This window comes from Erythrobacter sp. QSSC1-22B, from assembly GCF_001678665.1.
Taxonomy (GTDB): domain Bacteria; phylum Pseudomonadota; class Alphaproteobacteria; order Sphingomonadales; family Sphingomonadaceae; genus Qipengyuania.
In genome coordinates this window covers 1-21171 of sequence record NZ_LZRP01000001.1, presented here as the reverse complement: position 1 = coordinate 21171, position 21171 = coordinate 1, and the positions used below count along the sequence as shown (strand labels likewise).

14 protein-coding genes are annotated in these 21171 nt (G+C 59.6%); 9 read left to right on the top strand and 5 right to left on the bottom strand.

What is annotated here, in order from left to right:
- Nucleotides 1-2: 2 nt before the first annotated feature.
- On the bottom strand, nucleotides 3-812 hold the full coding sequence (locus A9995_RS00065) for a serine hydrolase (RefSeq protein WP_199797184.1): 810 nt from the start codon (nucleotides 810-812) through the stop codon (nucleotides 3-5).
- 149 nt (nucleotides 813-961) lie between these two features.
- A complete protein-coding gene (locus A9995_RS00060) occupies nucleotides 962-2470 on the bottom strand; it encodes a tryptophan halogenase family protein (RefSeq protein ID WP_067607434.1) in 1509 nt (502 codons plus the stop codon).
- Between the two features lie 154 nt (nucleotides 2471-2624).
- Here A9995_RS00060 and A9995_RS00055 point away from each other — a divergent pair, with 154 nt between their 5' ends.
- From A9995_RS00055 to A9995_RS00025, 7 genes are all read left to right on the top strand, one after another.
- Nucleotides 2625-5825 (top strand): TonB-dependent receptor, encoded by a 3201-nt coding sequence (locus tag A9995_RS00055; RefSeq protein ID WP_067607431.1) that lies wholly within the window; start codon nucleotides 2625-2627, stop codon nucleotides 5823-5825.
- A gap of 155 nt (nucleotides 5826-5980) precedes the next feature.
- Nucleotides 5981-7042, top strand: coding sequence for a LacI family DNA-binding transcriptional regulator (locus tag A9995_RS00050; RefSeq protein ID WP_067607428.1), 1062 nt, complete (start codon nucleotides 5981-5983; stop codon nucleotides 7040-7042).
- Nucleotides 7029-8234, top strand: coding sequence for an MFS transporter (locus A9995_RS00045; protein WP_067607425.1), 1206 nt, complete (start codon nucleotides 7029-7031; stop codon nucleotides 8232-8234). The genes A9995_RS00050 and A9995_RS00045 overlap by 14 nt, the downstream gene beginning before the upstream one ends.
- 194 nt (nucleotides 8235-8428) lie before the next feature.
- Nucleotides 8429-10684 carry a glycoside hydrolase family 3 protein gene (locus tag A9995_RS00040; protein ID WP_233998021.1) on the top strand — a complete coding sequence of 752 codons (2256 nt, stop codon included), beginning with the start codon at nucleotides 8429-8431 and terminating at the stop codon, nucleotides 10682-10684.
- 84 nt (nucleotides 10685-10768) lie between these two features.
- Nucleotides 10769-12061 carry a sugar MFS transporter gene (locus tag A9995_RS00035; protein WP_067607419.1) on the top strand — a complete coding sequence of 431 codons (1293 nt, stop codon included), beginning with the start codon at nucleotides 10769-10771 and terminating at the stop codon, nucleotides 12059-12061.
- A 29-nt stretch (nucleotides 12062-12090) separates the two neighbouring features.
- Complete coding sequence (locus tag A9995_RS00030; protein ID WP_067607416.1) at nucleotides 12091-12999, top strand: family 16 glycosylhydrolase; 909 nt, start codon at nucleotides 12091-12093, stop codon at nucleotides 12997-12999.
- An 859-nt stretch (nucleotides 13000-13858) separates the two neighbouring features.
- Complete coding sequence (locus A9995_RS00025; RefSeq protein ID WP_067607413.1) at nucleotides 13859-14839, top strand: GSU2403 family nucleotidyltransferase fold protein; 981 nt, start codon at nucleotides 13859-13861, stop codon at nucleotides 14837-14839.
- Nucleotides 14840-15048: 209 nt separating this feature from the next.
- Here A9995_RS00025 and A9995_RS00020 read toward each other — a convergent pair whose 3' ends face one another.
- Both A9995_RS00020 and A9995_RS00015 read right to left on the bottom strand, forming a co-directional pair.
- Nucleotides 15049-16113 carry a class I SAM-dependent methyltransferase gene (locus tag A9995_RS00020; protein WP_067607410.1) on the bottom strand — a complete coding sequence of 355 codons (1065 nt, stop codon included), beginning with the start codon at nucleotides 16111-16113 and terminating at the stop codon, nucleotides 15049-15051.
- 275 nt (nucleotides 16114-16388) lie between these two features.
- The gene (locus A9995_RS00015; RefSeq protein ID WP_067607407.1) at nucleotides 16389-16796 is read right to left on the bottom strand and encodes a response regulator; all 408 of its coding nucleotides are present in this window, start codon (nucleotides 16794-16796) and stop codon (nucleotides 16389-16391) included.
- Nucleotides 16797-18117: 1321 nt separating this feature from the next.
- On the opposite strand from A9995_RS00015, the gene A9995_RS00010 reads away from it, so the two are divergent.
- A complete protein-coding gene (locus tag A9995_RS00010) occupies nucleotides 18118-18882 on the top strand; it encodes a PEPxxWA-CTERM sorting domain-containing protein (protein WP_145916747.1) in 765 nt (254 codons plus the stop codon).
- Nucleotides 18883-19263: 381 nt separating this feature from the next.
- A complete protein-coding gene (locus A9995_RS15815) occupies nucleotides 19264-20109 on the top strand; it encodes an HWE histidine kinase domain-containing protein (protein ID WP_082992377.1) in 846 nt (281 codons plus the stop codon).
- Between the two features lie 375 nt (nucleotides 20110-20484).
- Here A9995_RS15815 and A9995_RS16435 read toward each other — a convergent pair whose 3' ends face one another.
- Entirely contained in the window at nucleotides 20485-20769 is a 285-nt protein-coding gene (locus A9995_RS16435) for a hypothetical protein (RefSeq protein ID WP_145916746.1), read from the bottom strand.
- Nucleotides 20770-21171: the final 402 nt, after the last annotated feature.

Here is a 21171-nt window from a genome sequence, read left to right as displayed (position 1 = left end):
CGTCATCGGCTTGCTGGAGAAATTCGCCTAGAGGCATTCGTCGCGGGGCATAGGGTCGAGAGTGCCGTTCTCCCCGGCGACGTATATCCGTGCCAGCCGCTGTCGTTCATTTCCAGCGGCGCGAATATCCTGGTGGCCACGTATTCGTCGAATGCCATCCCCGACAGGGTTTCGACGAGCCGTGCCTGGATATCGACGCTCGCGGAATAGATCCAGCGGGTCCCCGGGTCGGCTCGCAGCGGCACCTTTGCCATCCTGGCGGAAAATTCAGCGAGGGTGTTCTGCGTCGACAGCGGTTGCAACTGCGCCCAGACCCTGTCCGCGGGTTCGTCCGATCGGCCGTAAGTGAAGCCCGCCGTATGGCGCAAGACGTCGCGGACGGTCGGTGGGCGCGAAGGATCGCGCAACACAAGGTTGCCATCGCTGCCAATTTCGGTTGCAACTTTCAAATCCCGGTGCCAATAGAGCAAATCGTCGAGCCCGAACTTGCCCTGCTCCCACAGCTGCATCAGCGCCACGCCTGTCACGGGCTTGGTCATGGAAAAGACCTGTACGAGGGTATCGCGCGCGAACGTTCGAATAGCTTCGCGCGAAGCCGATCCCGCGTTTGCGAAGCAGACTTCGCGCCCGTCCTTCCAGATTAGAGTGGATGCTCCGACCGTTCGGCCCTCTGCAACCGCATTGTCGAGGAAACTGCCAATCGCCCGGCAATCCGGGTTGTAGGAGGAAACCGCAATTGCGTTCGAAGCCGGGGCTGTTACGCAGGCAGCCAGCCCGAATGCACTCGCCAGTGCCAAACCTTGTCTTGCCATTCGCTCCCCCTTCTCCGACCGTCGGGGGATACATTCTACCTTATCTGCGCTGCCTGGTACGATAGCCCTCTGGCTGGTGCATTCTCAGCGCCCGCCCTCGTATTGCCAATTCACTTTGTTGCAGCTGCGAGCCCGAGTGGCGCCTGCGTTTACATCGGCTTGCCGGGGCAATATTTGGCGAGATAGTCCGCATGCGTGGGCATTTGCTTGACCAGGAACGCGATGGATTTCTCGATCTCGTCGACTTCCTTCAAGAGCTTGGTTTCGCCTATAGTATCGGCCATCGGGTTGTGCCCTCCCATGGCGATGCCTTGGCCCATCATTACTGCAGCCCAGCTGGTCTCCGTGAACAACTCGTCCTCTTCGCGGAAAATCTGCCCGTTGGTGCGGAACAACTCGATCTTCTCGGTGAGCGTATCGGGGACATCCATTGTCCGGCAGTAGTTCCAGAAATCGGAGTCGGTGCGGCTCGTCGCAGTGTAATGGAGCACCAGAAAATCGCGAATGCGCGCATATTCCTTGGCGGTGAGCCGATTGTACGCGTCTTCCTGGGTCTGGGTGATCCCGTCGAGCGACAGCAAAGCGATCAGCTTGCTGATGCCGGTATTGATCAGGTGGATTGAGGTGGATTCCAGCGGCTCCATGAAACCCGCCGCCAGCCCGAGCGCGACCACGTTCTTGTTCCAGAACTTCTTGCGGCGACCCGTTACGAACCGCAGGAAATTGGGGTCCGCCTGCGGCTTGCCGGCCAGGTTGCGGACGAGGATGTCGTGCGCCTCCTCGTCGCTCATGTATTCGCTGCAGTAGACATGCCCGTTGCCGTTGCGATGCTGGAGCGGAACCTGCCACTGCCATCCGGCACTGTGCGCGGTGGCGCGCGTGACGGGCGGGGGAGCGCTGCCATCCACGCGCTTGCACGGCAGCGCAACGGCGCGATCGCAGGGCAGGTAATGCCGCCAGTCCTCGTTTCCGGTTTCAAGCGCCTGTTCGATCAGCAGGCCGCGGAAGCCCGAGCAATCGATGAACAGATCGCCGCGGATTGTCTCGCCGTTCTCCATCGTGAGCGAGGCTACGTAGCCAGATTCGCTATCGAGCGTGACATCCATCACCTTGCCCTCGCGGCGTATTACGCCGCGCCTTTCCGCATAACCGCGTAGAAAAGCCGCGTAGCGCGTCGCGTCGATATGGTAAGCGTAGTTTGTTGGTGGAAGGTCGTCGCTACGGTAGTCTTCAGTACGGGCGAACTTGCCGAAATAGGCTGCCATCGTCTCCAGGCTGAAGACCTGGATAGGCCGCTTGTCTCCGCTCTGGTACAGGCGATGCCAGATGTGTTGAAACGACACGCCCCCAATCTCGTATCCATAGGACCCGAAAGGGTGGATATAGCTCTCGCCGATACTGCCCCAGTTCACGAACTGGATGCCGAGTTTGAAGGAACCCTGCGTCGCCGCGAGCATCTCCTGCTCGTCGATCTCGAGCAGGCTGTTGAATTCGACGAAGGGCGGGATCGTCGCCTCGCCAACGCCGACGGTTCCGATCTGCTCGGACTCGACGAGTTCGATGTCGAGTGCATTGCCGGTCTTCAAGCGGGACAGGGCGGCGGCGGCCATCCAGCCTGCGGTCCCGCCCCCCACGATCACGATTTTCTCAATAGCCATCCTTCCTCACTGCCACTTTTCCCAAGCTGTTGCGAGTCCGCCACGCTAAATTTGTGAACGTTCATACCGGCGCTTGTGAACGCTCACAATTACCGGTAGGTGAAAAGAAAAAGGCGGAGTCGTTCGCCATAAAGATTGTGCCAGGGGAGGATATATGTCTCGGAAACCTACCGGAATTGCGCTTGCGGCAAGCCGCATCGCAGTGCTGACCACTGCATCGGGACTTGCGCTGATGGCGTGGCATCCCGCCCTGGCGCAGGAAGCGCCGGAAGGGGATGAAGAAGAAACCCCCGTTTCCGAAGAGCCGGTCGCCGAGGACCTGATCGTCGTCACGGGCTTTCGCGCCTCGCTCGAATCCGCGCAGAACATCAAGCGCAGTGCAGACACCGTCGTCGACGTGATTACCGCCGAAGACATCGGCGCGCTGGCCGACCGCTCGGTCGCAGAGGCGCTGCAGCGTGTTCCGGGCGTCAACATCGGCCGCTTCGAGAAAACCTCGGACCCCGATCGCTTCTCGGTCGAGGGTACCGGCGTCGTCATTCGCGGGCTTCCCTATGTCCGCTCCGAACTCAACGGCCGCGATATCTTCTCCGCTACCGGCGGTCGCGAGCTTTCGTTCAACGATGTGTCGCCCGAACTCCTGGGCCGCGTCGAAGTTTTCAAGAACACCACCGCGGACATGGTTGACGGGGGAATTGCCGGCACGGTCAATTTGGTGACACGCAAGCCGCTCGATAATCCCGGCCTGAACTTCGCGGGCTCGATCGAAGCGAATTACGGCGATCTTGCGAAGGAATGGTCGCCGGGCTTTTCGGGGATCATCTCGAACACCTGGACCACCGGCGGTGGCAGCATGTTCGGCCTCCAGCTCGGCTATGCGAAATCCGAGCTCGTCAGCCGGACCGATGCCTCGCAATTGCAGGATCCCTGTTACCGGGATCCCAGCCTCGATGACCCCTGTATACGCGTACAGGCGGTCGGTTCAGGCGGTTTCGGGGACGTGAATTTCGACGAAAACACCTTTCCGCCTCCGGGTACGGTCGTCGTTCCCAAGGGCGGCGGTGTGCGGACCACCGACCTCGAGCGGGATCGCGAGGCCTTTTCCGCGGTTGGCCAGTTCGAGAGCGGCGATGGCCGCCTCCTTGCGACGGTCGAATATCTCCGGGCCGAAACCCAGTTCTTCACCGACGAGTATTTCATCCAGGCGCTGGTCAACAACGATGCGGGCTTTCCGATCGAGCGGGCCGGGACGGATTGGACCTTTGACGAGAGCGGGGTCTTCCAGACCGGAACCTTGACCCAGCTGCTCGGTGATTCCGGCTTGTCGCCATGGGGCGGCCTGCCCACCGAACTGGCTCGCTTCCAGCGGAACACCGAGGCGAAAACCCAGGATATTTCGTTCGACGCGCAGTTCGAGGCAACCGATCGCTTGCGGTTCAATTTCGAACTTCAGCACATCAGTTCCGACCTGCGGCAGGATTCGATCATCGGGGCGATGAACACCTTCTCAGATCTGGTGATCGACAACCGGGGCGACACGCCGCAGGTCCAGTTCATCACGCCGATCGGCGCTCCCGAGGGCATCTACGACGACCCCGCCTACACCTATTACTGGTTCCTCCTCGACAGCAAGGCACGCAACGAGGGCTCGCTCGACAGCGTCCGCTTCGATGTCGATTACGATGTCAGCGACTCCGGCTTCATCAAGCGAGCCCGCTTCGGGACGCGGTGGGCGGAACGCGACCGGACAACCCGCGATACCAATTTCCAGAACTGGGGTTCGCTCGGGGCGCCGTGGACCGGGCGCAACGGCAATTGGAACTGCGCGGATCCGCAGGTCTATGGCTGCGGGGGCGCCTATCCGAACGATTTCCCCGATGCGAGCGGCTACCGCACCCCGTTCGCCGACAATTTCCAGCGTGGCAACGCGCCGACCCCGATCCAGAACGGCGGCGGCTATTTCTTCGGCGGCGACGACTTCATCGGCGAGTACCTCGATGGAACTACGGTCGCACAAGGCGAGGCGATCGCGGCATTCGCTTTCCCCGAGTTCCTGCCTGAACGGTGGACCCCGATGGCCGACGGCTTCACGGCCGACCAGATTTCCGACGTGGAAGAACTTACGGCGGCGGCTTACGCTCGTCTCGACTACGGTCTGGACTTCGACAATGGCTGGGCGCTCGAGGGCAATTTCGGGGTGCGCTATGTGCAGACCACGGTGAAGAGCGGCGGTGTGATCGCATTGCCCAATCCGGCCGACTTCGATAATCCCGCCAACAATGCGGGCGGGAACGGTGACGGGATCGTCCAGGTCTCCGAGATACAGTTCTCGTGCGCCAACAATCCCAATCCCACCGCACAGATCGGATACTGCCAACTCTCCGATGCGCGCCTCGCTCAATTTGCTTCGGCCTATACCGGCGATGTGATCATCGACGGCCGCGACATCACTTTCGATCACTGGCTACCCAGCTTCAACGCGAAGCTGGATTTCGGTAATGGCCTGCTGCTGCGCGGCGCAGTGTCGAAAGGCATCTCGCGTCCCGACCTGTCGTTTTTCCGCGCCGGGGGGACCATTGCAGACAACACCGGCGATCTGCTGTCCGGAGGCGCGCTCGAAACCGGACCGTTGTTCCAGCTGTTCACCGGAAATCGCAACGTCCAGGCGACCCAATCCTGGAATTACGACCTCTCGCTCGAATGGTATTTCGACGATGTAGGTTCGTTTACCGTGGCAGGCTTCGTGAAGGATCTGTCCGGCATCGTGAGCAGCGGGGTCAATGTGGTCGAGTACCCGACCGCCGACGGCGCTTTCGAAGTCGAAGTGAACGGACCAAGCAACGAACTCGGCGGAACGCTCAAGGGTGTCGAAGTCGCCTATCAGCAGTCCTACGACTTCCTGCCCGGTCTCCTGAGCGGGTTCGGGTCGCAACTGACTTACACCTATGTCGATGCGGGCGATTTCTCCAATCCCGATATCTTCGGAAACCGCAGCAATTTCGCTTCGCGGCAACCGCTTCAGGGGGTCTCTAAGCACACGGTGAATGCCACTCTCTTTTACGAAAAGGGGCCGATTTCCACGCGGGTTGCCTATAACTGGCGTTCGGATTTCCTGATCACCCCGCGCGACGACATCTTCCCGTTTTCGCCGATCTGGCAGGAATCGACCGGTCAGCTGGATGCGTCGTTCTTCTTCGCCCTGACCGACAAGATAAAGCTGGGCGTTCAGGGCGTGAATCTGCTCGACGAGGTGACCCGCACCACGCAGGTCATCGACTTCGATGGAACCCGCCTCACCCGATCAGCCTTCCGGAACGATCGCCGCTACACGTTTCTCGCGCGGTTCGCTTTCTGATCGCTTCCTCGCTCCCATCGAGCATAAGCGGGTCCGTGCCCAGCCGCGGGCTCGCTTTTGGTTCGTAACCCACTGCCATCGTCGGGCCTGAGCTCTGGAGTTACCTGTCCGGGCGCGCTAGCGAGCCGGGCTGCATAAACAACAAGAGTTGAACGATGGCGAGACGGCGTCAGGCAGTCACGATTAAGCATGTTGCGGCGGATGCGGGCGTGTCCCTGCAGACCGTCAGCCGCGTCATCAACAACGAGCCCAACGTCCGTCCGGCGATGAAGGAGAAGGTACGGGCCAGCATCGACAGGCTCAGCTACGTCCCCTCGATCGCGGCACAGCGGATGAGTGGTTCGCGTTCCTATCTGATCCTCGCCATCAACGACCGCGACCGCACGATCGCCGATTGGACCGCACGCGAAGGACGCGACTGGGTCGATCAGATGCTGCTAGGCGGTATGTTGACCTGTGCGGAGCGCGGATACCGCATGCTGATCGAACTGGTCGACACGCACAGCGACCATGTCGAGCGCGAGCTCAGCGGCGCAATCGCGGCGCTCCAGCCCGATGGGGTCATTCTGACGCCGCCGCACTCGGAAAACCCGCTAATCACGAGTTTCCTCGCCAAAACAGGCATTCCCTTCGCGCGCATCGGATCGCGCCAGGGGGGACCGGGCATTGCCATCACCATGGGCGACACTCCTAACGCGCGGTTGGCAACCCAGCACCTCCTCGATCATGGGCACGAGCGGATCGGTTTCGTAGCCGGTCCTGAAGAGTTCAGCCTGTCGAACCGGCGTATCGACGGCTGGAAGTGGGCCATGGACCAAGCCGGCCATTCGCATGACGATCTCTGCACGCGCGGCGATTTCGGGTTCGAGAGCGGCAAGCTGGCAGCACGCAAGCTGCTGACCCTGCGCGATCGCCCGACCGCGATCATCTGCAGCAGCGACCAGATGACGCTGGCCGCGCTGGAGCTGGCGCGCGAGATGGGGCTCGAAGTGCCGCGCGATCTTTCCCTGGTGAGCTTCGACAATTCGCCGATCGTCCGGTTTACCGACCCGGCGTTGACCGCGGTCGATCAGCCCATCGCCGCCACCGCTTCGCGCGCGGTCGAGCTGCTCATCGACAGCCGTAACTGCCCGCCACCCGGCGAACCGGTGACCGTCGTCGGCGAACTCGTCGTGCGCGGATCCACAGGCCCCGCGCCGCCACATGGACGGCGCTGAGACCCCGCCCATGGCGGAGCGTCAGTCGCTTCGCTTCCTGCTGCTCTACGCACTTGCCGCGGCGGGTGGCGCGGTCGCCTATGTCCCGTTCCTGACTATCCTCCTTCCCGTGCGCGTCCAGGGAATGGGTGGGGGCGAGGATGAGGTTTCCATCCTCGCCTATGCCGCATTTGCAGGCGCCATCGCAGCGAGCCTGGCGAATGTCGGGTTCGGCTGGCTCAGTGATCGAACTGGGGCACGGCGTCCGTGGATCATCGCCGGCATGATCCTTTCCGGCGTCATGTTGGTCTCTATGCGCGAGGCTCAAAACGGTCGCAGTCTGATCGCGTTGATCGTGCTGTGGCAGATCGCTCTCAACATGATGCTGGCGCCACTGGCGGCATGGGCGGGGGACTGCGTGCCCGATCAACAGAAGGGCATGCTCGGCGGACTGCTGTCCTTTTCGCCGGCGCTGGGCGCTCTGTCGGGCGCGCTGGTGACTTGGCCGGATCTCGCAGGCGCCGATACGCGGCTGATTCTCGTCGCGTTGTCGGTGTTCGCCATGGTAATACCCATTCTGGCATTCGGCCGACCGCGCAGCATGACGCATCTCATGGTTTCCAATCCCGTGTCCCAGGCGAGACCTCGGGTTCAGCGCAAGCAAGTCGCCAGCATGTGGCTCGCGCGTCTGCTGGTGCAAATCGCCGAGGCAACTCTGTTCGCCTATCTGCTGTATTGGCTGCAATCGATCGAAGACGGTTTCGGAGACAATGAAGCGGCGACGATCTTCGCCGCGGTCCTCTCTATCTCCGTGCCGCTCGCGATGATTGCCGGGCGCTGGTCGGACCGCATCGATCGTCCGCTCCGTCCGCTGGTGATCTGCGCCGGTCTGGGGTCGGTGGGCCTGTTGATCATGGCGATTGCCGTCGATCTCGTGAGCGCCGTTGCCGGCTACGTCGTTTTCGGTCTGGCCATAGGGGTCTTTCTGTCGCTCCATACGAGCCAGACCCTGCGTATCCTGCCTCGTCCCGGAACACGCGGTCGCGACCTGGGTATCTTCAATCTCACAAACACAATGCCGTCGCTGGTAATGCCATGGCTCACCATAGCGCTCGTACCGACCTTCGGGTTTGGCGCGCTGTTTCTGCTCCTGGCGGCACTCGCGATGACGGCTTGCGCCCTGCTGCTCGCTATCGAGGGGCTCGCCGCTTGATTTCGATTCCCCGCCATGCCATTCCCTCAAAATGATAACGTTCCCAATCTGACGGGAGCGCGGGGAGGATCGGTATGAGAGCGTGGTTGATGGCGGCGGCGGCCGGAGCGGCTCTGTCGGGCTGTGCATCCGTCGGTTCGTTGGAGGAAAGACCCGCACTCGCCCAATCCGCAGAGAGGGACGAAGACCTTAGGGTGGAGCAGCTGCTCGGGCGGATGAGCATGGAGCGCAAGGTCGCCCAACTGATACAGCCACAGATCAATTCCTTCACGGCCGAGGACATGCGCCGGTACCGCTTCGGCAGCTATCTGAACGGCGGAAACGGCGGCCCCTTTGGCGACGAATATGCGCCCGCGGCGCAATGGCTCAAACTCGCCGACGAGATGTGGGACGCCTCGACCGCTCCCCTCCCGAGCGACGAGCCGGCCATTCCCACCATCTGGGGGACCGACGCCGTCCACGGACACACCAATGTGGTGGGCGCGACGATATTCCCCCACAATATCGGCCTCGGCGCGACGGGGGACGCCGACCTGGTGCGGCGCATCGGCGAAGCGACTGCCGTCGAAATCGAAGCAACCGGCATCGACTGGAACTTCTCCCCCACCGTGGCGGTCGCGCGCGACCATCGCTGGGGACGGACCTACGAAAGCTATTCGGAAGATCCCCGGCTCACTGCGTCGCTGGGCGCGGCCCTGGTGGAAGGCCTGCAGGGCCGCCGTGCCTCCCAAGACTTTCTGGGTCGCGGTCATGTGATCGCGACCGCCAAGCACTTCTTCGGCGACGGGGGAACCGAACAGGGCGTCGATCAGGGCGACGTCAACGGCTACATCGATGAGCTCAAGGCGATTCATGCGACGCCCTATCCGGCCGCGATCGCCGCCGGGGTGCAGTCGGTCATGGCCAGCTTCAATTCGGTCAACGGGAGCAAGATGCATGGCAATCAGGCCATGCTGACCGGCGTCTTGCGCGATGAGATGGGCTTCGACGGGGTAACCGTCGGCGACTGGAACGGACATGGCCAGGTCGCCGGCTGCACCGTCACCGATTGCCCGCAGGCGCTGTTGGCGGGTCTCGACATATACATGGTCCCGGACGACTGGACGGCACTGATGGACAGCCTCGTCGCGCAGGTCCGCGACGGGACCATTCCGATGGCCCGACTGGACGAGGCGGTGGGCCGGGTGCTGCGGATGAAGCTGCGCGCCGGCCTGCTTGATGGCGACGCGCGCCGCCCTTCGCAGCGCGCCAATGGCGGCGCTTTCGACCGGCTGGGCTCGCCCGAGCATCGCTCCATTGCGCGCGAGGCCGTCGCCAAGTCGCAAGTGTTGCTCAAGAACGCCGGTGTTCTTCCTCTGCGGAGCGGACAGGACATCCTGGTCGCCGGGATTGCGGCGGACAGTATCGGCCAGGCCTCCGGCGGCTGGACGCTGACCTGGCAGGGCGGACGCGAGCTGACCAACGACTATTTCCCCGGAGCCACCTCGATCTGGTCGGGATTGCAGCAGGCAACCGAGGGCGCCGGAGGCGCCGCGACGCTGTCGGTCGACGGCAGCTATGGGGACAGACCGGACGTGGCCGTGGTCGTGTTCGGCGAGGAGCCATACGCCGAATTCGCGGGCGACCGAAAGAACCTCGTCCTGGCAGACGAGGAAGGGCTCGAGCTTCTGCGCAAATTTCGCTCCGACGGCATCCCGACGGTCGCGGTGCTGCTCTCGGGCAGACCCTTGTGGATGAACCGCGAACTCAACGCCGCGGATGCATTCGTGGCCTCATGGCTCCCCGGCGGCGAGGGCGCGGGAGTGGCCGACATTCTCTTCGGCAGACGCGAAGCGACCGGACGCCTGTCGTTCAGCTGGCCCGAAAGCTGCGCCGGAACGCCGGTCAACGATGCGCGAGGGGCGCTGTTCGCCTTCGGCTACGGTCGCTCGCTATCCGAAACCTCTCCCCTGCCTCAGCTCGACGAGACCTGCGGTTTTCTTGCCGGGAGCGATGCGACCGATTGGTTCGTCAATGGGCGGCTGGACCGCGGCATCGTGGCCCGCGCCGGCGAAACGGATCTGCCGAACCTGCGCGGCGAGGCGGAGGGTATCGTCGCGCGCGGGATCGACAATCTGCGCCAGGAAGACGCGCGGGAAATCACCTTCGCAGCAGGGGCGACCCTGTCGCTGGCCCAGTCGGACCAGGGCGGCGGTGATTATCGCATCAGCTACGCCATCGACCGCCGCCCCACCGCGCCCGTCGTGCTGCGGGTCGGCGATACCGAAATCGACATCACCAGCCAGCTCGCCCATGCCGAGGGCAAGGACTGGCGCGAGATGATCGTGACCGAACAATGCACCGACGGGCCGCGCGACAGCCTTGCGATTTCGTCGCAAGCACCGCTGGCGATCCGCATCGCAAGCATTGCGCGGCAGGATTTGCCCGACGATACGCAGTGTTCGTTCTAGGTCGGGAACCCGGCGGAGCGCAGCGACGAGCGACATTTCTGAATTCGCGGCCCGGAGAGGCCGATATGGGGAGGACAATGAACCATGGCACTGGCACCTGACGCCGCATCGAGCACCGATCCGAACCCGGTGGAGGCGGAGGGCAGCCACATCGATGCCCCCGGGCTGCAATACTTCGTTTTCGGGCTGTTCTTTATCTTCGGCGGCATCACCTCGCTCAATGATGTCCTCATTCCCAAGCTCAAGGAGCTGTTCACGCTCAACTACACGCAGGCGATGCTGGTGCAGTTCTGCTTCTTCGCCGCCTATCTGATCGTCGGCATCCCCGGCGCGAAGCTGGTCAAGAAGATCGGTTACATGCGCGGCGCGGTGGCCGGTCTTCTGACGATGATGGTCGGCTGCCTTCTGTTCATTCCCGCCAGCCAGAACGCGACTTATGCGCTGTTCCTCCTGGCCCTGTTCGTGCTCGCAAGCGGCGTGGTGATCGTCCAGGTCGTCGCCAACCCGTTGATCTCGCTCCTCGGGCCCCAGAAGACCGCGCACAGCCGGCTGACCTTTGCACAGGCCTTCAACTCGCTCGGCACGACAGTCTTTCCGATCGTCGGGGCGGCGGTAATCCTCGGCAGCCTCGCCGCTGTCAGCGCCGACCAGCTCTCGGGCGCGCAGTTGCAGGCCTATCGGCAGGCGGAAAGCGAAGCGATCTGGCAGGGCTATCTCGGCGTCGCCATCCTGATCGCTCTCGTCGCTCTGGCGGTCTGGACCTTCCGCAACCGGCTGCAGGGAGAGAAGCACGAGGCATCGTCCGGTCTCGCCGGTCTCGACCTCCTGAAACGCAGCCGCTTCGGCTACGGCGCGCTGTGCATCTTCCTCTATGTCGGGGCCGAGGTCTCGATCGGCTCGATCATCATCAACTATCTGGCGCAGGACCGCGTTCTGGGGCAGCCGGAGAGCGTCGTGGGCTGGATGATCGGTCTCTATTGGGGCGGCGCGATGGTCGGGCGGTTCATCGGCTCGGCCGTGCTTCGCATGTTCTCGCCCGGCAGGATTCTCGCCTTCAATTCCGCAGGCGCAATCCTGCTCATAATCGTCAGCACCATGACATCGGGCGAAGCGGCCGCCTACACCCTGCTGGCAGTGGGCCTCATGAACTCTATCATGTTCCCGACGATCTTCTCGCTTGCCTGCGAGAAACTCGGTCCGCGGGCAGCCGATGGATCCGGCATCATCAACGTCGCAATCTTCGGCGGCGCGGTCGTCCCGCTGCTCTACGGCATGCTCGCGGATGTGAGCGGGAGTCTGGCGGTGGCGATGATCCTGCCGATCGCCTGCTACGCTATCATCGCCGGCTTCGGCATTTTCGCGCGCGACCCGGCCTGACACACCATTGCATCTGAAGGGGCGAATCTATGATCAGGACCAAATCACTCATGCTCGCTGCCGCGATGTCGGCGATGGCCGCAGGCTGCGTCTTCACGCCCGGACCGGTCTCGGCCCAGGTCGATGAGACCGAGCGGCTGGTTTTCGCCGACGAGTTCGACCTCCCCACACTCGACAGGACGAAATGGAACGCCATCGGCCCCGATTTCTGGGTCAATGAAGAAGAGCAGGCCTATATCGATTCGCCCGAAACGATCCGCTTCGCGCCCGCGGGAAGCGTCGATGGGGCCACCGACGGTGTCTTGGTCCTGCAACCGCGGTTTCGCGAAGGTTTCGAGACGCCCACGGGGCGCAAGGCCGATTTCGTGTCGGGACGGATTACCAGCGAGGACCGCTTCGACTTCACCCATGGCCGTGCGGTCGCACGGATCCGCATGCCCGATGCCGTCGGGGTGTGGCCCGCTTTCTGGCTGCTCGGCAACGGCACCTGGCCCGAGACCGGCGAGATCGACATCATGGAATATGTCGGCGAGGCGGACTGGACCGGGGTCGCGCTCCACGGCCCCGGCTATTCGGGCGAAACCCCGCTCGTGAACAAGTATTTCTTCGATCCGGGCACCGACGTCACCGACTGGCACGAATACGAGGTCGACTGGAATGCCGAACGCATCCTGTTCAAGATCGATGGCCGGCTGACCTATCGCGTGACCCGTCCCATGGTCGAGAATTACGGTGAGTGGCAGTTCGATACCCCGAAGCACATCATCCTGAACTTCGCGGTTGGCGGCGTCTATCCGTTCAAGACCAATGGCATTTCCGAGCCCTACAAGGGACTCCCGGCCCATACCGCAGAGCGCATCCAGAACGACGAAATCGCCATGGAGATCGATTGGGTGCGGATCTACCAGCGGAATGGCATCAAAATGCAATCCGACTAGGTTTAGCGGACGAAGCGTTTCAGATTGAATTGTCAGGTCCCTGCGATCCAACTTCGGCCTATAGCAATGCTGACGAACGAGAGAAGCAATGAGCTCAAAGGGACTGGAGGGCAAAATAGGCCGACTGATTCGAATGCATCAGCCATCTTGACTGCGCGCATTGTCACCGGCGATCTTCACTTGCGAACAAAAAGCGACCGAATCCCGGGTGTAGGTCGCCAAAAAATCGAAGGCAATCCGCTAACATCCGATGAAATTCGCCTCTTCGAAATGTCTGAGCGCGAGGGCTGGTCTCCTGAACGGCGTCGAGCTCACATCTTTGCTCTTGCGGAACAAAGATAGTCGCAACGCCTCAATGAAGCGACGATTTAAACATGGTTCCCGGCATCCAAATCATTCGCAACGACCTCGGGATTACTGATCGGATCGCGGAAATCCACAAAGATCGGGAAAGCCACACTTTTAGCCTCACTGATAACGGTCTTCCGAAAAAGCACGATCCGTGATGTCCGATACGACTACCGCCCTTGCGGCAATGTCAAGCGCTGCGAACAGCGAGGTCATGCCGTTGCGAACATAGTAAGCTAGACCTCGCAAGGACCGGTGTCGCAGGCGCCTGTTCGTTCCGCAAAGGAGCCGACGAAACGCTCGGTGAGTCCAGGAAGACCAGGCGCACTTGCAGGAGGCCTTTGGAAAGGTGCTATCCGCGACTTATCCGACGGCCTGAGATGCCGCCGAAGTGCCGGCCGTTGTTGTAAAAGTCATAGATGAGGCTTGATGACGCGAGGATTGATCGCGCTGGACGGCAAGTTTATCCCACATTCTTGCACTGGCGCAAATCGTGGGATAAACGTCGTAAATGCCGACAATCAAGCCCTTCAGCTCCGAACAAGAGCGCGCGCTCATCAATCTCCACCAGCGATACGAGGTATGGATCGCAGCAGAGCGCGCGCTGGGCGCCCTGCCCTATGATTTACGGCGCAAGAAGGTGGGTGAATACGAGTATCTTTACGAGATCAATGATCGAGGGGGAAATGGAACGAGCTTGGGCGCGTGGGACAATAAGAAGGCGCGCATGCTTGCGCTCTACCGTAAGGAAAAGGCTGCTGCCAAAGAACGGAGGGACGGCTCCAAGGAATCTTTGACGGAGAGCAGCAGGATCGCTCGCGCCCTGCGGCTTCCCATGCTGTCCGCCGACGCCGGACCGATCCTGCGCGAAGCCGACCGCCGCAACCTACTAGGTAGCCACCTGTTAGTCGTCGGCACCAATGCGATGGCAGCATACTCGTTGGAAATGGCTGGTGCATTCATCGGCGTACCGGACGAGACGGAGGATTTCGATCTCGCTTGGGCGGCCGAGGAAGCGGAGGGCGGCGCACAGGTTTGGGATCTTCTTAAAGCCGTGGACCCCACCTTTACAATCAATTCCGAGCGCGATTTTCAGGCCCGCAATGCCAAGGCCTATGAAGTGGAATTGCTAGTGGCGCCGTCCCGGGCAGATACACTTAGCGCATCGGACAGGCCGCGGCCTGTCCCCTTGCCAGAGCAAGAATGGCTCCTTCCCGGTCGATATGTCAATCAGGTTGTGCCATGTCGCGATGGCACCCCGGCGCGCATCGTAGCGCCCGATCCGCGTTGGTTTGCGCTGCATAAGCTGTGGTTAGGGGAGCAGGCGAAACGCAACCCGCTTAAGCGCAGGAAAGACCGTCTCCAGGGTGCTGCCCTCCTGTCCGCTGTGGCTAAAGCTATGCCACACTATCCCCTGGACAAGACATTTGTCGCCGCCCTGCCCGCTGAACTGATTCCAGAGTGGCAGGACTGGGCAAAGGGATCCATGTGAATAGGTTTAGCGCAAGCTGGGAAAAGGCCGCCGTTCCCAATACGAGCCGACCAGCATGAAGAGCATCATGTCTGCGATTGGGCCGATCCGCGAAATTCCACGCCTGGCAAAAATCAGGCCACAGCCGCCTGCCAAGTTTCAGGGTCTTGGCGAGTCACTGGGAATAGCGTGAACTGGGTGGCTTCGGGACCCTCAGAAAGGAATTTTCGCTACGGTCGCGCTTCCAGGACCATGTTGAAAGGTCCTTCGGTCGCCCTTCGGACGCTGCCAAAACCCGCATTTTTGATCAATTGCGTGAGCCTCTCCTCTCCAGCTTGGGCGCCAAGCGCTTCGCCGACCTCCTGGGCGAGCGATGTCGGCACACAAACCATTGTGGACGCATTGTAATAGAGGCGACTTACGGGATTGCCGACGTTCTCAGCGGGACTATTCCCCGCTATCGGCTCGACAATCATCCAAGCGCCGTCTTTCTTGAGAATCTTGAGCAAGTGTTCAGCACAGCCACTCGGATCGCTCATGTCGTGTAAGCAGTCAAACATGGTGATCAGATCGAAATCGGCTTCGTTAATCTCTTTAGCAGGAGCCGTTTCGAACTTGACGCGATCACTCAACCCATGCGCCGCGGCATGGGCTCTCGCTTGTTCGATTGACGGGCTATGAAAGTCGTAACCGATGAAGCGACTCTGCGGGAAAGCCTCGGCCATTAGGAGAGTTGAGAACCCGACGCCGCAGCCCACGTCCGCGACCTTGGCCCCAGCTTCTAGCCGCGGCACCATATCTTCGAGCGCTGGAAGCCAAGCCTGAACAAGGCCGTTAACGTAACCGGGTCGGAAGAAGGCTCCTACCGCACAAAACAGGCATCCTGCGCTTTCGCCCCAGGCCACGCCCTCTCCTGTGCGGAACCCGTGCTCGACCTTTGGCTCACCCTCGATCATTGCGGCTGCCGTTTCGAAAGCGCCTTCCAGATAGAAAGGGCTGTCCTTGATCACCAAGACCATCGCCTGCTCGGGAGAGACGCTGAAGCGCTGCGTTTCCGGATCAAACTGAACGTAACCGTTAGCAGCCTGCGCTAGCGCCCACTCCCGGACATATCGTTCTGCGAGCCCGAGCCGGATCGCGAGTTGGTCGGAATTTGCTGGCCCCTGCTTATGCGAAGAATCAAACAGGCCGAGACGGATGCCAATGCGGACCGTCGGCACGCTGAAGGCACCGCCGAGATCACCCAGCATCTTGCCTACCAAGAGGTTCAGGGTGCCTGGATCAGGCTCAGTCATATCAATCTCCGGCGAGCTTCTATAGAGAAGCCGTTGCGCATGCTGGGATCAGCAAGCGAATGGAGCGACCGCATTCTTGTTGGTTTCTATTGTTAGGGCTCGATCACCGAGTCGTTAGGCTCGGCCTGTGCAACCTTATTGTCAAGCAACCCGAGCGGACCATTGAGGTACCTGACCGGTCTTGTGGTCTCGGGCGGAGGGGGGGGGATGGCTTGACCTGGGTGGCTAGCCTTCAGTCTCCTTTTGGCAAATCGCTTCGGTCGCAACCGGCCCTTTCAGTTTCGCGTTTCCGCTCGGCCACCAAGCACGCGCAAGACCGACTTCACATCTTCGATCCTGAATGGTTTAGGCAGATGGGCGGCTTCACCATGTCCGGTCGCGTCAGTCCCGCCACCGCTCGCGATTGCGAATGGATGGCCGAGCTCTGCTAGCCTCCGGGTCAGCGGGGTGGCCTGCTCTCCCTCGAGGTTGAAATCGACTACGGCGACGTCATAGCCTCCACCCTCGGCTGCAACGAGCGCAGCGCTAAGCGTATCGCACGGGCCGATCAGCTCGCAGCCGAGCTCGTCGAGCGCATCCGCCAGCAGCATCGATATTAGAACCTCGTCCTCGACCACCAACACCCGTAACTTATCGAGTGGGCCTAGCGCATTGCTCGGAGAGCTGACCTGCGGCTTTTCCATGGCGAATCACCTATTGCGCTTCCGCCGATCTGTCCGAGATAGAACTTGATCGCGGGGTATGCCACTGCTTTGCCCGCATACTTATTCCACGGTAGCAGTTCGGTGCGAATGATTCCGGAAACTCTTGAGCGGGCACTAGACATAAATTTTGGCCTATTGGAATGGCGGAAACGCTTCGTAAAAAGATGGCCCGCGACTCCAGAGCAATCGCTGCCAAGCGAATGTACCGTTTATAGACCAAGTGCAGCTGTTACGGAAGTGGCCGGTCTGCAACGCGCCAAGCACACGTCATTCCACGTAATATTTGGCGACCCCGAAAGCTGCGGTTCAATCGTGGAATCTAAGACACGGCGTCGGAAATGCCGGGTCCGTTTGCGGGGTAACCGTAAGGTGACAGTAAATATCACTCGCCATCTGGTTGTTTAAGCCTCGTTCGCTAGATAATCCCGGCTACCACTCCGCTTTCCCGCGGCAACGCGATATGCGCAATAACCTAGTGCTCATCGATGCAAATATACCTTAGAGCCTGACGGAAAATGAAGTTGTGTGATATCAGCATGATGTGATTCAATCGGTGTTGCGAGACATCGATGGAGGATCACATGTGGACTGACATTCTGAAACCGACTCTAAGACGTCGTCCAAATTTAGCCGTTTCTCTAAATCCACAGCCGAACTCGGGCTTATGAAAACAAGTCCTCCGAAGGCAAAGACGGCTAAGGCAGCATACACACCTTCACGAATGAGACGTGGCAATAAGGATGGACTGACTGCGGTCATTGCGGCGAGCGCGTCATGACGCCTTCGCAAATGAAAGTCTGCTTGCCTCTTGGTCGACTTGGTCTCGATAGAGAGGAACGAGCCCGAGCCCGGTCCGTCGGTTTCGGTGGGGCTTATCCTGAATGCCGGACTTCCCGTCGCTACCTAGTTCCGGATATTTCCTGCGATGTACGATAACTAACCGCTGGAGTCCTCGGTACGTGAAATAGCATCGTAATACACGCGGCGGTCCATCAACACAGTAGTCGGGGATATTAGCATCTTGCTGATATACGGCGCTTCTTCGAACATCAGCGAGCTGACTCGACAAGATCGGTTTCCTCTGCATACCGGCCTATTTGCGGGCTACGACGATTGACGTCGTATTAATCATGTTTTCAATCGCCCGTATTTGAGCTACGTCATGCTCAGTCGAGTCGAACATCGACTACTGGTCGCACGAAGTCTGACATCAGCTTACTTGATGCGCTGATGTGCAGCGCTGCAGTGAGCAGGTCCGCCACTTGTTGGCGCACCTATTCGTTTTATGGAAAGGACCGCCATGGCTAAATACCATTTGTTCGCCGCGTCTGCTCTGTCCATTGCTTTTTCAGGCTCGTCGCCTGCACTGGCGCAGGCAATCCAGAACGGGCCCATACCCACTCAAACCGTTATCTTCGACAATACAATTACGAGCAACGGCGGTACGGTTCAGCTTGATACGCTCTCTAATCTTGCAAACGGAAATACCTGGGCGCGTACTGGTTTTACCATCACGTCCACGGATGGGAGCAATCGCTTTTTAGATACAGGCTACCTTCCGGTTACCACGAATGCGGCCGGCGCGGCGATCGGCGGAGAGTCGATCGGCATAAACCCCAATTCGCCATTCCCCTCGTCGGGTTTGACTTTTACATTCGCCAACCCAATCAACGCATTTGGTCTTGAGATTGGTGACTGGGCGACTTGCTGCTTCCCATCGTCACTCTTCATCGCCTTTGACGGTGGGGCGACCCGCCTCGTAGCGACTGCTAACTCGGGCACTGACAATCCTGGTTTCGCAGCTGGGAATGGATACCGGAACTTTGTCGGCGCGTTTGATAGCTCAAATACGTTTTCAACTGTCACGTTCTTTGGTGATGGCGCTGGCGAGTACCTCGTGGCTGGCGGCACAATACGATATGGGGCCGTAGATATCGGCTCAGTTCCAGACACCGCCGTCCCCGAACCCTCCACTTGGGCCATGATGCTGTTAGGCTTTGGCTTCGTTGGCGGGGCAATGCGTACCGCCAAGCGCAAACGGAATTTTTCGCCCTCTTACGCCTGATTGCAAACCAGCATGGTTAGGAGCGCCGCTGGTTGAAAAACTAGCGGCGTCTTGCTTTCCGTTAATGGGGAAAAACCCCTCAGCCCGAACGCTCCATGACAGTTTCGTATGGACTCCTACCGGTCAGGCGGCTTCTTTGCGCGTGCAGGAAGCCTAACTTCTCGTATCGAGCCATTTAGGAAAACCAAGGCCAACCAGGATTGCTATTCATTATTCATGGTGGATTACAGTCAGAATAAAGACTATAGTCTCCGAAGCATCGATCCTCTGATCGACGCTCCCTTATTTTCGATCGCAGACACGATACCGCAACTCGTGTTCCGCACCGACCGTCACGGCGATGTAAACTATTTCAACCAGGCTTGCTAAGACTTTATTGGAATGGAGCCCGGATCGGGTATTTCATCGGGCTGGCAAAATGCGATTCACCCTGACGATTTTGAACGTGTCGCAGATACTTGGCTTGCTGGCCTTACGACAGGCAAGCCCTGCGAAAATGAGCATCGCCTCAAACACTATTCCGGTGAATATCGGTGGGTCTTAACTCGCGCTCAGCCAGCTCAGTCGTCGGATGGCACCATTTTTCAATGGACGGGAACCAGTACCGATATCCATTCTTTGAAGACAAATGAGCGGCAAAAGCATTTGCTTCTCGACGAAATGGAACATCGGTTAAAAAATCTCTTTACCCTAATCCAATCATTAGTCGGACAGGCTTTATTACATGCAGACGATTTGGTTGCTGTCAAAGCCTCGATACATGCTAGAATAGTGGTCATTGGAGAAGCAAATGCCGAACTTCTAAATGATGAATGGAGGAGCTCGAGTATAACTTCGTTGACCGAAAGGGCTTTATCGCCTCACCGCAAAGGAACTGGCCAGTTCGAAATCTCAGGACCCGATTTTCGCCTCAAGCCACAACAAACTCTCGCGCTCTCTCTAGCAATTAACCTATTGGCGACCAACGCGATAAAATATGGATCGCTGTCTCAAGCAAGAGGCAAAGTAATGATTGTCTGGCATCGCAATGAAAATAAAGGTTTGTTCGAATTCATCTGGCGAGAACGCGGAGGGCCGCAGGTGCATTATCCAACAAAGAGCGGTTTTGGTTCCCAAATGATCGAACGTGTGCTCGCCTCTTATTTTGGCGGTAGTTCAGTCCTCAATTTTGAGCCAGAAGGGTTCGAGTTCAAAATGTCAGCGCCACTGAACCGCATTCAAATCTGAACTCATAAGGCTCCCGAGGTCTAGCGCTTAGCGGGCCTGGCGAACGTCTTTTCTCAGCACTGCTAGTCTCAATGACCTACGGTTAGATTTAGAAAAGGCCATAGGTCGGAGTGTTGGTTTCTGGCCACTTACCTCCCAATTGTACCCGGTAATGCTAATCGTCGAAATTTGTAGGGCGACCAGTGCATCGGCCCTCGTCTCGCAGCGCCGGATTCTCTTGTGCCGCCCTAATGGCTGACTCACGATTTTTTGGCGTTCGGCAGTTGGGCACACCGAAGCAATATGCATAAGGGGGCTTCCGGTCGGCGGGGAGCGGAGGCTAGATCTCACGGACAAAAACCACCCTTGATAGGCGATTGCTCTACCGAAATGTTGCTATGCGGCGCGGCTACTTACACAATTGAGAGAATCGAGAACTTCGCTTAAGTGAGGGCCATGATCCAAGCGAAATGCTTTCTTAAGTGAGCTACCAAGCATCGCCATGCGCTCTTCTTCTGGAGCTGTACGCCGCGCAGATGGAGAGGTGGTCACCTCGCAGGCGGCAAGCGCTTCCAGTTCTTGGACATACTGCTGTGCAATGGCTACGTCGTCGGGATTGTTCAATGTGTTGCCAACGATCCGAAGACGTTCGGCTGCATCGAGGATACGCGAATTGGACACTAGTCTGCCTTTATGTACGTCGCCCCCGTCAATGATGGTTAATGGCGGCTAAATCCTAAGAAATGGTTAACGAACGCTCCGCGATCAAAGCTTCGGCAAGCTAGCTGAGAAATGGTGATAAACCCGCGCCTTAAGCCAGTCGCTCCTGAAATGAAGCCAAGCCCTCCAAGGGCTTCTGCTCGGTCCGGCAGCGGGATCTTGGTTTTCGGGCATGGATCTTATCTACCGGGTGTTGGCCAAGCGGAAAGTCCGCCGATTGCACAGTCTTTGTCCAAAGCGGCGCCTCTGCTATCAACCTAATCGTTATAAAAGAACTTTCGGTGCCCCCCTTTGTGGATCGGCGTGCAAGAAGGATCCCCTTAGAGGCCGTTTCGAAAGGGGTTGAGCGGTCGAGGTTGATGT

Bases quoted from the DNA above. Each gene is read 5' to 3' on its own strand.
- A9995_RS00060 (WP_067607434.1), bottom strand. From the start codon at position 2,470: ATGGCTATTGAGAAAATCGTGATCGTGGGGGGCGGGACCGCAGGCTGG.
- A9995_RS00050 (WP_067607428.1), top strand. From the start codon at position 5,981: ATGGCGAGACGGCGTCAGGCAGTCACGATTAAGCATGTTGCGGCGGAT.
- A9995_RS00035 (WP_067607419.1), top strand. From the start codon at position 10,769: ATGGCACTGGCACCTGACGCCGCATCGAGCACCGATCCGAACCCGGTG.
- A9995_RS00055 (WP_067607431.1), top strand. From the start codon at position 2,625: ATGTCTCGGAAACCTACCGGAATTGCGCTTGCGGCAAGCCGCATCGCA.
- A9995_RS00010 (WP_145916747.1), top strand. From the start codon at position 18,118: ATGGCTAAATACCATTTGTTCGCCGCGTCTGCTCTGTCCATTGCTTTT.
- A9995_RS00045 (WP_067607425.1), top strand. From the start codon at position 7,029: ATGGACGGCGCTGAGACCCCGCCCATGGCGGAGCGTCAGTCGCTTCGC.
- A9995_RS00015 (WP_067607407.1), bottom strand. From the start codon at position 16,796: ATGGAAAAGCCGCAGGTCAGCTCTCCGAGCAATGCGCTAGGCCCACTC.
- A9995_RS00020 (WP_067607410.1), bottom strand. From the start codon at position 16,113: ATGACTGAGCCTGATCCAGGCACCCTGAACCTCTTGGTAGGCAAGATG.
- A9995_RS15815 (WP_082992377.1), top strand. From the start codon at position 19,264: ATGGAGCCCGGATCGGGTATTTCATCGGGCTGGCAAAATGCGATTCAC.
- A9995_RS00065 (WP_199797184.1), bottom strand. From the start codon at position 812: ATGGCAAGACAAGGTTTGGCACTGGCGAGTGCATTCGGGCTGGCTGCC.
- A9995_RS00025 (WP_067607413.1), top strand. From the start codon at position 13,859: ATGCCGACAATCAAGCCCTTCAGCTCCGAACAAGAGCGCGCGCTCATC.
- A9995_RS00030 (WP_067607416.1), top strand. From the start codon at position 12,091: ATGATCAGGACCAAATCACTCATGCTCGCTGCCGCGATGTCGGCGATG.